This window comes from Citrobacter sp. RHBSTW-00524, assembly GCF_013747755.1.
Taxonomy (GTDB): domain Bacteria; phylum Pseudomonadota; class Gammaproteobacteria; order Enterobacterales; family Enterobacteriaceae; genus Citrobacter; species Citrobacter braakii.
The window spans coordinates 1433319-1446058 of the sequence record NZ_CP056421.1; the positions used below are offsets into that span (position 1 = coordinate 1433319).

The 12740-nt window shown below is 52.1% G+C and carries 11 protein-coding genes; 6 read left to right on the plus strand and 5 right to left on the minus strand.

Going from position 1 to position 12740, the window contains the following annotated elements; translation table 11 throughout:
* Positions 1-2: 2 nt before the first annotated feature.
* The 3 genes from ppk1 to purM form a co-directional block, all read right to left on the minus strand.
* Positions 3-2069: a polyphosphate kinase 1 gene (ppk1, locus tag HV229_RS06805; protein ID WP_181547133.1), complete on the minus strand. Its 2067-nt coding sequence runs from the start codon at positions 2067-2069 to the stop codon at positions 3-5.
* A 210-nt stretch (positions 2070-2279) separates the two neighbouring features.
* Positions 2280-2924 (minus strand): phosphoribosylglycinamide formyltransferase, encoded by a 645-nt coding sequence (purN, locus tag HV229_RS06810; protein WP_053388627.1) that lies wholly within the window; start codon positions 2922-2924, stop codon positions 2280-2282.
* Positions 2921-3958, minus strand: coding sequence for a phosphoribosylformylglycinamidine cyclo-ligase (gene purM, locus HV229_RS06815; protein ID WP_016157121.1), 1038 nt, complete (start codon positions 3956-3958; stop codon positions 2921-2923). Before purM ends, purN begins: the two co-directional genes overlap by 4 nt.
* A 295-nt stretch (positions 3959-4253) precedes the next feature.
* Between purM and HV229_RS06820 the strand changes: the two genes are divergently transcribed.
* The 4 genes from HV229_RS06820 to HV229_RS06835 all read left to right on the plus strand — a co-directional run bounded on the left by HV229_RS06820 (position 4254) and on the right by HV229_RS06835 (position 8676).
* Positions 4254-5684: a 6-phospho-beta-glucosidase gene (locus tag HV229_RS06820; protein WP_047358229.1), complete on the plus strand. Its 1431-nt coding sequence runs from the start codon at positions 4254-4256 to the stop codon at positions 5682-5684.
* Positions 5685-5867: 183 nt separating this feature from the next.
* The gene (gene upp, locus HV229_RS06825) at positions 5868-6494 is read left to right on the plus strand and encodes a uracil phosphoribosyltransferase (RefSeq protein WP_003835110.1); all 627 of its coding nucleotides are present in this window, start codon (positions 5868-5870) and stop codon (positions 6492-6494) included.
* A gap of 95 nt (positions 6495-6589) precedes the next feature.
* Positions 6590-7879 (plus strand): uracil permease, encoded by a 1290-nt coding sequence (gene uraA, locus HV229_RS06830; RefSeq protein ID WP_016157119.1) that lies wholly within the window; start codon positions 6590-6592, stop codon positions 7877-7879.
* A gap of 95 nt (positions 7880-7974) precedes the next feature.
* Positions 7975-8676 (plus strand): DnaA inactivator Hda, encoded by a 702-nt coding sequence (locus tag HV229_RS06835; RefSeq protein ID WP_200049399.1) that lies wholly within the window; start codon positions 7975-7977, stop codon positions 8674-8676.
* Between the two features lie 35 nt (positions 8677-8711).
* Here HV229_RS06835 and arsC read toward each other — a convergent pair whose 3' ends face one another.
* Together arsC and bepA are read right to left on the minus strand one after the other, a co-directional pair.
* Positions 8712-9071 carry an arsenate reductase (glutaredoxin) gene (gene arsC / locus HV229_RS06840; RefSeq protein WP_046275209.1) on the minus strand — a complete coding sequence of 120 codons (360 nt, stop codon included), beginning with the start codon at positions 9069-9071 and terminating at the stop codon, positions 8712-8714.
* A gap of 87 nt (positions 9072-9158) precedes the next feature.
* Positions 9159-10622 carry a beta-barrel assembly-enhancing protease gene (bepA, locus tag HV229_RS06845; RefSeq protein WP_047501595.1) on the minus strand — a complete coding sequence of 488 codons (1464 nt, stop codon included), beginning with the start codon at positions 10620-10622 and terminating at the stop codon, positions 9159-9161.
* Between the two features lie 226 nt (positions 10623-10848).
* Here bepA and HV229_RS06850 point away from each other — a divergent pair, with 226 nt between their 5' ends.
* Both HV229_RS06850 and HV229_RS06855 read left to right on the plus strand, forming a co-directional pair.
* A complete protein-coding gene (locus HV229_RS06850; RefSeq protein WP_016153975.1) occupies positions 10849-11913 on the plus strand; it encodes an AI-2E family transporter in 1065 nt (354 codons plus the stop codon).
* 166 nt (positions 11914-12079) lie between these two features.
* Positions 12080-12739 (plus strand): nucleoside recognition domain-containing protein, encoded by a 660-nt coding sequence (locus HV229_RS06855; RefSeq protein ID WP_181547135.1) that lies wholly within the window; start codon positions 12080-12082, stop codon positions 12737-12739.
* The last annotated feature ends 1 nt before the right edge of the window (position 12740 follow it).

Genomic DNA, 12740 nt, shown 5'->3' on the forward strand with positions numbered 1-12740 from the left:
CGTTAGTCAGGTTGCTCGAGTGATTTGATGTAGTCGTATATCGCCAATTGTGACTGAACCTTACGGCGGTTTCCGCGCGGTACGTAGCGATTACTGAGTTCTTTATCGATGAAGCGAGCCTTCACCGTGTCGCTGAACAGGATATCGATAATATCCAGCACCCGTTGCTTAAGACGCGGGTCCAGCAGCGGTGTGGCGACTTCGATGCGATAGTCGATATTCCTGGTCATCCAGTCTGCGGAGGAGAGGTATACCTGCTTGTCGCCATCGTTTTCGAAGATATAAACCCGGTCGTGTTCAAGGTAGCGGTCAACTATGCTTATCACGCGAATATTGTCGCTAATGCCTTCCAGATTCGGAATCAAAGAGCACATACCGCGAATCAATAAATTGACTGGCACGCCTGAGCTTGAGGCCGCATAGAGACGATCAACCAGGCCTTTATCGACCAGGTTATTCAGTTTTAGGGTGATACCGGAAGGCTGTCCTTGCTGCGCGTTGGCGATTTCTTTGTCAATCATCGCGTACAGCAAACGGCGCGAGTTCTGCGGAGAAACCAGCAGATAATCGAATGTCACCGGACGATACGGGTTCTCGATGAAGTTGAACACCCGACGAACCTCGTTGGTAATGCGTGAGTCGGCGGTAAGTAACGAGTAGTCGGTATAGAGACGCGCCGTTTTTTCGTTGAAGTTCCCCGTCCCGATATGCGCATAGCGCACAACTTCATCACCTTCTTTACGCGAGATAAGGAACAATTTTGCGTGAATTTTCAGGCCCGGCGCGGAGAAGATGACGTGAACGCCAGCCTCGGTAAGACGCTTGGCCCAATGAATGTTGGCTTCTTCATCAAAGCGAGCCTGCAATTCTACCACCACGGTGACTTTCTTACCGTTGTGCGCAGCATGGATCATCGAATCAATGATGCGCGAGTCTTTGGCCACACGGTAGATGTTGATTTTTATCGCCAGCACGCTCGGGTCGAAAGAGGCCTGGCGCAACAGTTCAAGAACGTGCTCAAAAGTGTGATACGGATAATATAGCAGCACGTCGCGTTTGCGAACGGCGTCAAAGCCGTTACGAAACTTCTCGTTATCGAACCAGATATGGCGCAAACGCGGCAGCGGTTTGTTCACCAGGTTAGCTTTGCCAACGTTGGGGAAATTAATAAAATCTTTGAAGTTATGGTAACGCCCGCCGGGAACAATCGAGTCGTAGCGAGAAATCGTCAGCTTTTCACGCAGTACCTCGACCAGCGCATTGGGCATGTCGCGCTGATAGACAAAACGTACAGGCTCTGCGGTCAGACGCTGTTTCAGGCTGGACGACATCAGCTCCATCAGGCTCGATTCCATCTCGTGCACCAAATCGTATTCGGCGTCGCGAGTCATTTTCATCGAATAGGCGTTCAGCGCATCGTAATCAAAGAACCCTTTGAAAATGTCGTCAAGGCAGTAGCGTAAGATGTTGTCCAGCAGGATCATCGGTTTGCGACGGCGCGGGGTTTCCGGCGGTAGATTCACAAAACGGGGAACCTTGTCGGAAGGGATTTCCAGCAGCGCGTAGCGGATTGTATCGCCGCGGATAATTTCCACCGCCAGATAGGTGTAGTCATCTTTCAGAAACTGAACTAAATCCGTCTCGCGGTTAATCAGGATCGGTGTAATGTGCTGGCGGAGATATTGTTTGAAGTAATGGCGTAACCAGTTCTGTTGATTGACCGACAACTGACGTTCATTGATAAGGAAAATCTGATTGCGCGCCATCTCCAGCAGCAACTCATTGTACAGGCCGTCAAATTCCTGATCGGCTTTTAATACGCGGGCCTGGATTTTACCTAACAGATGGCGGGAGTGAGAGTTTGAACCCTGTTCTTCGCTAATAATGATTCGGCGCTTCAGTTCGGCGAAACGAACCTTATAAAACTCGTCGAGATTATTGGAATAGATGCCTAAGAAACGCATCCGTTCGATCAACGGGTTTGACTTATCAGCAGCTTCCTGGAGTACACGTTCGTTGAACGCTAACCAGCTGAGTTCTTTCTCGATGTATAGCTTTTCCTGACCCATTACCACTTTTACTCCGTTTCATTCACGGGACACTACCGATTTATTATGGCGAGCATTGCTCTCAGATGTCCAACAGTGCCAGAAAAATATGACAATAAACCGTCTGATAGCAAAGAGAAAGGGGGAGCGTAGATGAATACCGGAGATGTTAACCGGAAAAGGTATTTATGCCTGTAAACCGGATGGTGAGATCAGGTTTACAGGTTGATTTTATTCTTCGTCGGCGGCGTAGCCTTGTGGCGGCAGACGAACGCCGTCCAGCCATGCTGCGTTATCACGCATCTTCAGGCGACCATCAGTAAACCAGCTTACCACCAGCGGGTAAATGGTATGCTCCTGGGCCTGGACTCGTGCCGTGACATCATCTTCGCTGTCGCCTTCAAATACCGGAACCTTGGCCTGGAGAATAACCGGTCCGCCGTCCAGTTCATCGGTGACGAAATGGACGGAGGTGCCATGCTCTTCATCGCCGTTTTCCAGAACCTGACGGTGCGTGTGCAGGCCAGGATACTTCGGCAATAAAGACGGGTGGATATTCAGCAATCGTTCAGAATAGTGAGCAACAAACGTCGGACTTAGAATGCGCATATAACCGGCCAGCACCACGACATCGGGGGCATAAGCGTCGATCTCTTGTATCAGTTGCTGGTCGAATGCTTCGCGACTGGCAAACTGGGCGGCTTCCAGCGAGTGTGCAGGAATATTCGCTTCGCGTGCGCGCTCAAGGCCGAACGCATCGGCCTTGTTACTGAATACTGCACGTATGGTGCCATTGATTTTATTCTGTTCGCAGGCATCGATTATCGCCTGCAAATTGCTTCCGTTGCCGGAAATGAGCACCACAATGTTTTTCATTCAATGACCACACGCTGTTCGGAATCAGAAGCTTTGATGATACCGATTTTCCATGCGTTTTCACCTTTCTCATTGAGCAAAGCAAGGGCGTTGTCCACTTCAGAAGCTGGCAGGGCGATAACCATGCCTACGCCGCAGTTAAAGGTGCGATACATCTCATGCTGGCTGACGTTACCCGCCGTTTGCAGCCAGTTGAAGACGGCTGGCCACTGCCATGAAGATTCGTCGATCACAGCCTGCGTGTTATCTGGCAGAACGCGTGGAATATTTTCCCAGAAACCACCGCCGGTCAGGTGGGCAATGGCATGCACATCAACCTTCTCAATCAATTCGAGAATGGATTTGACATAAATGCGGGTCGGGGCCAGTAAGTGATCGGCCAGCGGCTTGCCTTCAAGCTCGGTGGTTTCCGGGTCACAACCGCTGACTTCAACAATTTTGCGCACCAGAGAGTAGCCGTTGGAGTGCGGTCCGCTGGAGCCGAGTGCAATCAGTACGTCGCCGTCAGCCACTTTTGAACCGTCGATGATCTCAGATTTTTCGACGACGCCAACGCAGAAGCCTGCCACGTCGTAATCTTCGCCGTGGTACATCCCCGGCATTTCAGCCGTTTCACCGCCGACAAGCGCACAGCCAGACTGCAGACAGCCTTCGGCAATACCGTTAATGACGCTGGCTGCGGTATCCACATCCAGTTTGCCGGTAGCATAGTAGTCGAGGAAAAACAGCGGCTCAGCGCCCTGAACCACGAGGTCGTTGACGCACATTGCGACGAGGTCAATGCCGATAGTGTCGTGGCGTTTCAGATCCATTGCCAGACGCAGTTTTGTGCCGACGCCATCAGTGCCGGAAACCAGTACCGGTTCACGATATTTTTGCGGCAATGCGCACAGCGCACCGAAGCCACCCAGACCACCCATAACTTCCGGACGACGAGTTTTCTTTACTACGCCTTTGATTCGATCAACCAGAGCATTACCTGCATCAATATCAACACCGGCATCTTTGTAGCTAAGAGAGGTTTTATCGGTCACTGCCTGCTTCCCCACATGTTTACTTGCAGTAAAAGTTAAATTCGGCGCAATTCTAACAGGGAAAGCAAACGTTTGCGAGCCTGCTCTGCATCAAGTTTTATGTGCTGATTTTTTCAGCGTTTTACAATCATTTATCTATTTGTTTGAACTGCGCCACGAAAATGAAACCGGGTACAGTCTTGTGCTTGAAACCTGCCTGCTGAATACACAGTATCATACTGAAACCGGTTTCTGTTTTCTGTTGCGGACCTCATCAACAGCGTTTTGCGCAGAGTAATCACGATAGGGGAAGGGTATGTCAGGATTTAAAGCAGATTTCATGTGGGGTGGTGCCGTAGCCGCTCATCAACTGGAAGGTGGCTGGCAGGAAGGTGGAAAAGGAATTAGCGTTGCCGATGTCATGACGGCGGGGGCGCATGGCGTGGCGCGTGAAATCACTGACGGTGTGATTGCTGGTAAAAACTACCCTAATCACGACGCCATCGATTTTTATCACCGCTATAAAGACGACATTAAACTGTTTGCCGAAATGGGGTTTAAATGTTTTCGCACTTCGATTGCCTGGACGCGTATTTTCCCCTTAGGCGACGAAGCGCAACCCAATGAGGCTGGCCTGCAGTTCTATGATGACCTGTTTGACGAATGCCTGAAATATGGCATTGAACCGGTGATTACGTTGTCGCATTTCGAGATGCCATACCATCTGGTGACGGAATATGGCGGCTGGCGTAACCGTAAGCTTATCGATTTCTTTGTCCGTTTTGCCGCAGTGGTTTTTACCCGTTACCAGCACAAAGTGAAGTACTGGATGACGTTTAATGAAATTAACAACCAGGCAAATTATCACGAAGACTTCGCGCCTTTTACTAACTCTGGCCTGAAATACCAGCCCGGTGAAGACCGCGAGCCGGTTATGTACCAGGCGGCGCACTATGAACTGGTGGCAAGCGCACTGGCGGTAAAGGCTGCGCGTGAGATTAACCCGGCATTGCAGATAGGGTGCATGATTGCCATGTGTCCTATCTATCCACTGACCTGCGCGCCGGACGATATGATGATGGCGATGAACGCCATGCACCGGCGTTACTGGTTTACCGATGTCCATGTGCGCGGCAAATACCCGCAGCATCTTCTCAACTACTTTGCCCGGCGTGGCTTTGATCTTGATATCACCGAGGAAGACCGTCAGGCGCTGACCGAGGGTTGTGTCGATTACATCGGCTTTAGCTACTATATGTCTTTCGCAACGCAGGCCACGGCAGACAACCCACAGTTGGACTACGACGAGTCGAAAAGCCTGGTTTCCAACCCGTACGTGCAGAAATCGGACTGGGGCTGGCAGATTGATCCCGTTGGTCTGCGCTATTCGCTGAACTGGTTCTGGGATCATTACCAACTGCCGCTGTTTATCGTCGAAAACGGCTTTGGTGCGATTGACGTGCAGCAGGCCGACGGCTCGGTAGATGATTCCTATCGTATTGACTATATGGCCGCACATATCAGCGAAATGAAAAAAGCGGTAGTGGAAGATGGCGTGGACCTGATGGGCTATACCCCGTGGGGCTGCATTGATTTAGTCTCGGCCGGGACGGGGGAGATGAAAAAACGCTACGGCTTTATCTATGTTGATAAAAATAATGACGGAAGCGGAACGTTAGCACGCTCGCCGAAGAAATCTTTTTCATGGTATCAAAACGTTATCCAGACCAATGCTGAATATCTATAAAATTCATAGTATTGACAGCCAGCCCCGCCAATAATGCGGGGCTTGTTTTATACTCATCATCCAGACGCAAACGACTTTGGTTGATCCATATCAAGCGTATCCAGTGTTGCGCCAGAGACGAAAAGCGGTATAATCCGGCGATTTTTTTTGTGGTTGCCACTCGTCTGAGGAAAGGAGAAGAGTATGAAGATCGTGGAAGTCAAACACCCACTCGTCAAACACAAGCTGGGACTGATGCGTGAAAACGACATCAGCACTAAACGCTTTCGTGAACTCGCCTCGGAAGTTGGCAGCCTGCTGACTTATGAAGCAACCGCTGGTCTGGAAACCGAAAAGGTGACCATTGAAGGCTGGAACGGTCCGGTTGAAGTTGACCAAATCAAAGGTAAAAAAATCACCGTTGTGCCAATCCTGCGTGCGGGCCTGGGCATGATGGAAGGCGTACTGGAAAACGTTCCGAGCGCGCGTATCAGCGTGGTTGGTATGTACCGTAACGAAGAAACGCTGGAGCCGGTTCCGTACTTCCAGAAGCTGGTATCTAACATCGATGAGCGTATGGCGCTGATCGTTGACCCGATGCTGGCAACCGGCGGTTCCGTTATCGCCACCATCGACCTGCTGAAAAATGCAGGCTGCACCAGCATTAAAGTGCTGGTCCTGGTTGCGGCACCGGAAGGTATCGCGGCACTGGAAAAAGCGCACCCGGATGTTGAGCTGTACACGGCCTCCATCGATCAGGGGTTGAACGAGCACGGATACATTATTCCGGGGCTCGGCGATGCCGGCGATAAGATTTTTGGTACCAAGTAAACGAATAAGTGAAAAGAAGCCGACTTTAAGAGTCGGCTTTTTTTTGAATATAACAACCCAAGGCTAATAACAAACAACACTCAGAGGAAAACACTATGACGCGCCGTGCTATCGGGGTGAGTGAAAGACCGCCGCTTTTACAGACAATCCCGCTTAGTTTGCAGCACCTGTTCGCTATGTTTGGCGCAACGGTTCTGGTGCCAGTCCTGTTCCACATCAACCCGGCTACCGTTCTGCTGTTTAACGGCATTGGTACGTTGCTGTATCTCTTTATCTGTAAAGGTAAAATTCCTGCGTATCTGGGTTCCAGCTTCGCATTCATTTCCCCGGTACTGCTGTTGCTGCCGTTAGGGTATGAAGTGGCGCTGGGTGGTTTCATTATGTGCGGCGTTCTGTTCTGCCTGGTTTCTTTCATCGTTAAGAAAGCAGGAACCGGCTGGCTGGATGTCATGTTCCCTCCTGCGGCGATGGGAGCAATCGTTGCCGTCATCGGTCTGGAGCTGGCTGGCGTCGCTGCGGGCATGGCGGGGTTACTGCCAGCAGAGGGGCAATTACCGGATTCAAAAACCATCATCATCTCAATGGTGACGCTGGCGGTTACGGTATTTGGCTCTGTACTGTTCCGCGGTTTTATGGCGATTATCCCGATTCTGATTGGGGTGCTGGCCGGCTACGCGCTCTCCTTCGTGATGGGGGTCGTGGACACCACGCCAATTGCGCAGGCCCACTGGTTTGCTCTGCCAACGTTCTACACGCCGCGCTTTGAATGGGTTGCCATTCTGACCATCCTGCCGGCGGCGCTGGTGGTCATCGCTGAACACGTTGGACACCTGGTGGTAACGGCGAATATCGTGAAAAAAGATTTGATTCGCGATCCTGGCCTGCATCGTTCTATGTTTGCCAACGGCCTGTCTACGGTTATCTCTGGTTTCTTCGGCTCTACGCCGAACACCACGTACGGCGAAAACATTGGCGTAATGGCGATTACCCGTGTTTACAGTACCTGGGTTATCGGCGGCGCGGCAATTTTTGCCATTCTGCTCTCCTGTGTGGGCAAACTGGCTGCGGCGATCCAAATCATTCCACTGCCGGTCATGGGTGGCGTATCGCTGCTGCTGTACGGCGTGATTGGTGCTTCTGGTATTCGCGTACTGATCGAGTCAAAAGTTGACTACAACAAAGCGCAAAACCTGATCCTGACCTCGGTTATTTTGATCATTGGCGTGAGTGGCGCGAAAGTTCACATTGGTGCCGCTGAGCTGAAAGGCATGGCGCTGGCGACCATTGTTGGCGTTTGTCTGAGCCTGATTTTCAAAGTTATCAGCCTGCTGCGTCCGGAAGAAGTCGTGCTTGACGCGGAAGATGCCGACAGTCCGCAACAGTAAATCTCTTACCGGGTGGCGATGCTGCCCGGTTCTATCACGACGTATTTCTGTGTTAAACTCAACGCGATTTTATGAAATCCTGGGTTGAGGTATCTCTGAACACACCGGCACAGCTCTCTTTGCCACTTTATCTTCCTGACGACGAAACTTTCGCAAGTTTCTGGCCGGGGGATAACTCCTCTTTACTGGCTGCACTGCAAAACGTGCTGCGTCAGGACCATAGCGGGTATATTTATCTCTGGTCGCGTGAAGGCGCTGGCCGTAGTCATTTGCTGCATGCAGCCTGTGCGGAACTGTCCGCGCGCGGCGATGCGGTAGGCTATGTGCCGCTCGACAAGCGTACCTGGTTCGTCCCCGAGGTGCTCGACGGTATGGAGCATTTATCGCTGGTATGCATCGATAACATCGAATGTGTGGCCGGGGATTCGCTGTGGGAAATGGCGATCTTTGATCTCTACAACCGCATCCTGGAGTCGGGGAAAACGCGTCTGCTGATCACAGGCGATCGCCCGCCAAGACAGCTGAATCTGGGGTTGCCGGATCTCGCCTCGCGCCTGGACTGGGGACAAATCTACAAGCTGCAGCCGCTTTCCGATGAAGATAAGCTGCAGGCGTTGCAATTACGCGCCAGACTTCGTGGGTTTGAACTGCCGGAAGATGTGGGACGCTTCCTGCTCAAGCGTCTGGATCGAGAAATGCGTACGCTGTTTATGACGTTGGATCAGCTTGATCATGCATCGATCACCGCCCAGCGTAAGCTGACCATTCCATTCGTAAAAGAGATACTGAAGCTGTAAGCGCCGCAGCCGAAGAGACTGCGGCAGGTTTCAGGTTAACCGATGATTTCCAGTACCTGCTCCGGCGGGCGTCCAATTCTCGCCTGGCCTTTGGCAACCACAATCGGGCGCTCCATCAATTTCGGGTTTTCCACCATTGCCTGAATCAGCGCATCTTCACTCAGATTTACGTCCGCCAGATTAAGTGACTTATAGAGATCTTCTTTCTGGCGCATCAGCTCGCGCGCGCTGGACATGCCCAGCATCTGCAGCAATTCACGCAGGGTTGTGGCGTCAGCCGGGGTTTCCAGATACAACACCACTTCCGGGTCCACACCGTTAGACTTCAGTAACTCCAGCGTTTCACGGCTCTTGGAGCAGCGTGGGTTATGGTAGATTTTAATCGCGTCTGACATGACTTCTCCTTGCATAACAATCCTGCCGGATGGCGACCAAAAGACCTTATCTGGCCTACATATCGCCATCCGGCAAGGGTTCGATAATTACATTTTCGTATACGGTTTAAAGCGCTCTTGCAGTTGGCGTAGCTGGTCGATACGGGCATCGTATCTGGCCTGCTGCTGGCTACCCAGCTTGACCTGTGAGCTTGCGCTGCTGAGCATCGAAATCGCCTGATCCAGACGTCCTGCGAGGGCATACCCTTCCGCGCGGGCCGCCAGCTCCTGATCGCGGTTGTTCAGGTTGGCTTCCGTTTGCGCTAACAGATCCCAGCCGTTAGGGTCGTTCTTATGGTTAAACGTATAGCGATTCAGGATGGTCGCCGCCTCTTTGGCTTGCCCGGCCTGTAAATAAGCATTTGCCAGGTTGAGCTGCAGTACCGGGTTGGTGCGCAGGTCGCGGGCGTTTTTCAACCGATTAATGGCATCGCTGGTTTTCTTCTGACCGAGATCGATATCCGTTGCCAGGTCGAGATACCAGGCATTGTTAGCATCTGCCGCCAGCAGCGGTTGCAGTGCTTTACGTGCCTCGTCATATTTACTGGCCTCCATTGCCTGCAATGCCCGGCCATACTGCGCCGCACGTTGCTCACGTATGTTGCCTTTCGACCAGTTACTCAGCAGGTCATCGGTCAACTGGTTGCGACCAGAGTTGTACATGCCTAAGGTGCGTGCCTTGGCCAGATAAAAATCTTCTGAAGACTGGACGACAGCCGGACGCATTTGGTTGGCGCGGTTACGGGCATCCGACAGACGGCTTTCTGGCAGGGGGTGAGTCAGCAAAATTTCTGGTGGACGCGAAGAGTAACGGGCCTGATCGAGCAATTTTTCCAGAAACGTCGGCATAGCCTGGGGATCGAATCCCGAGCGTTGCAGTACCTGAATACCGATGCGGTCTGCTTCCTGTTCGTTTTGTTGCGTAAAGCTAATCATCCCCTGACGTGTACCCGCCAGCGTACCGGTCAGCGCCGCCATACCTGCTTGCGGGCTGGCCATCGCCAATAAAATTGACCCTAACGCACCCACCCACGTTAGCGGCGCGCTGCGTTTCTGGTCTTCCATTGCGCGCGCCAGGTGACGCTGCGTAACGTGGGAAATTTCGTGCGCCATAACCGATGCCAGTTGGCTTTCGTTATCGGAATAGCGGAACAGTGCGGAGTGCAAAACAACGTTGCCGCCAAAGAAAGCAAAGGCGTTGATTTCATCGTTGTTAATCAAAAAGAAGGTGAAGGGCGTTTTTACCGAGTCGGCGTGCGAGACCAGACGCATCCCCAGCGCATTAATGTATTGCGTCAGCAACGGATCGTTAATTAATGGCGCACTGCCGCGCAGTTGGCGTACATAATAATCGCCCATCTGCATTTCCTGTCCTATGGAAAGCGTACTCCCTGCCGAGGTTCCCATATCAGGCAGGGTGTCCGCGGTTTCTGCAAATGCGGGCGCAACCTGACCGATGGTCAGTGCAGCAATGAGGGTAGCAACCAGGTTTTTTTTCAACTGCCTGAACATAACCTCTGTCCTGTATTCTTTTTTGAGATAGCCATTTGACCAATGCCGTGAAGTATCGTTCACACTCCGCAAGCTTAGGGAGTGTAACTGCGAAACCTGACGATGAACACCCAGGAAAAATGTCTTTTCACTTTGCGTAATCCGCTATAAAAAGCGAAGTCTTTTTTGTGACATTTCGATACAATTCGGGATCGCAATCCCGCTATTGGATTCATGGAAGGGTTTTATGCTCGAAATGTTGATGCAATGGTATCGCCGCCGCTTTAGCGACCCCGAAGCCATCGCCTTGCTGATTATTCTGGTTGCCGGTTTTGGCATCCTGTTCTTTTTTAGCGGTCTTCTGGCGCCGCTGCTGGTCGCCATTGTGCTGGCGTACCTGCTCGAATGGCCGACAGTACGGCTGGAACATATTGGTTGTTCACGGCGTTGGGCGACATCGATTGTGTTGGTGGTGTTTGTCGGTATTTTGCTGCTGATGGCGTTTGTGGTAATGCCCGTTGCATGGCAACAGGGGATCTACCTGATCCGCGATATGCCCGGCATGCTCAATAAATTGTCTGATTTTGCCGCCACCTTACCGCGGCGTTATCCGGCGCTGATGGATGCGGGCATTATTGATGCGATGGCGGAGAATATGCGCTCGCGAATGCTCACCATGGGCGATTCGGTGGTGAAATATTCGCTGGCTTCACTGGTCGGATTGCTGACGCTGGCGGTGTATCTGATTCTCGTCCCGTTGATGGTGTTCTTCCTGATCAAAGATAAAGGACAAATGCTGAACGCAGTGCGTCGGGTGCTGCCGCGTAATCGCGGACTGGCGGGGCAGGTGTGGAAAGAGATGAACCAGCAAATCACCAACTATATCCGCGGCAAGGTGCTGGAAATGGTGGTGGTCGGCGTGGCGACCTGGCTCGGCTTCCTGCTGTTTGGCCTCAACTATTCGCTGCTGCTTGCGGTGCTGGTAGGCTTCTCCGTGCTGATCCCGTATATCGGCGCTTTCGTGGTCACTATTCCGGTGGTCGGTGTGGCATTGTTCCAGTTCGGGCTTGGCACCGAGTTCTGGAGCTGTTTTGCCGTATACCTGATAATCCAGGCGCTGGACGGTAATTTGCTGGTGCCGGTGCTGTTCTCCGAGGCGGTAAATCTGCATCCGCTGGTGATTATTCTCTCTGTAGTGATATTCGGCGGCCTGTGGGGATTCTGGGGCGTATTCTTTGCTATTCCTCTGGCGACGTTAATCAAAGCGGTAATGCATGCCTGGCCGGATGGTCAGGTCGTTGATGAACCCTAATCTGTTTGCTCCGGCGATGCAATGTCGCCGGAGCCGAACTTGTCTGACCTCTATCCACACATTCTGAATAATCTCCTCTGGTGTCGTTTTTCTCTGCGTTTGTCTTTAACTTGACCCGCGTGATGTCTTTAAGTCACGCAAGGAATAAGGCCAACAGGAGAACAAAATGGGTCACAACACACACACGCAGCAGAAGGTGGGATGGGGCGGTTATCTCGCTTTTTTTATTACGATTATTCTTTTTTCCGGCATGTTTGCGAAAAGTACCGAATGGTGGCGAGTCTTTGATTTCACCGTTCTCAACGGTGCGTTTGGGCAGATTAATGCGGCGGGGGACACGGCGGTCTCTTTTCGCGGCACGGGCGGTATGGGCGCAAAAGACGGCTTCTTATTCGCGCTTGAGCTGGCGCCTTCCGTCATTCTTTCACTCGGGATAATTTCCGTCACCGAAGGGCTGGGAGGGTTGCGTGCGGCACAGCAACTGATGACGCCAGTCCTGCGCCCGTTACTCGGTATTCCGGGTATTTGCTCGCTGGCGCTGATTGCGAATTTGCAAAATACCGATGCTGCGGCAGGGATGACTAAAGAAATGGCGGAAGAGGGCATTATCACTGAACAGGAACGTGCCATTTTTGCCTGCTGGCAAACCAGCGGCAGTGCGTGTATTACCAACTATTTTTCCTCGGGTGCCGCGCTGTTTACGATGGTTACCGTTCCGGTGATTACGCCGCTGGTGGTGATCCTTGTCTTCAAATTTGTGGGTGCGAACCTGCTGCGTTTGTGGATTGCGCAGCTGGAAAATCGCCGTACGCAGCAGGAGGCGTGAG

Bases quoted from the DNA above. Each gene is read 5' to 3' on its own strand.
- uraA (WP_016157119.1), top strand. From the start codon at position 6,590: ATGACGCGCCGTGCTATCGGGGTGAGTGAAAGACCGCCGCTTTTACAG.
- HV229_RS06855 (WP_181547135.1), top strand. From the start codon at position 12,080: ATGGGTCACAACACACACACGCAGCAGAAGGTGGGATGGGGCGGTTAT.
- arsC (WP_046275209.1), bottom strand. From the start codon at position 9,071: ATGTCAGACGCGATTAAAATCTACCATAACCCACGCTGCTCCAAGAGC.
- HV229_RS06850 (WP_016153975.1), top strand. From the start codon at position 10,849: ATGCTCGAAATGTTGATGCAATGGTATCGCCGCCGCTTTAGCGACCCC.
- upp (WP_003835110.1), top strand. From the start codon at position 5,868: ATGAAGATCGTGGAAGTCAAACACCCACTCGTCAAACACAAGCTGGGA.
- HV229_RS06820 (WP_047358229.1), top strand. From the start codon at position 4,254: ATGTCAGGATTTAAAGCAGATTTCATGTGGGGTGGTGCCGTAGCCGCT.
- ppk1 (WP_181547133.1), bottom strand. From the start codon at position 2,069: ATGGGTCAGGAAAAGCTATACATCGAGAAAGAACTCAGCTGGTTAGCG.
- bepA (WP_047501595.1), bottom strand. From the start codon at position 10,622: ATGTTCAGGCAGTTGAAAAAAAACCTGGTTGCTACCCTCATTGCTGCA.
- purN (WP_053388627.1), bottom strand. From the start codon at position 2,924: ATGAAAAACATTGTGGTGCTCATTTCCGGCAACGGAAGCAATTTGCAG.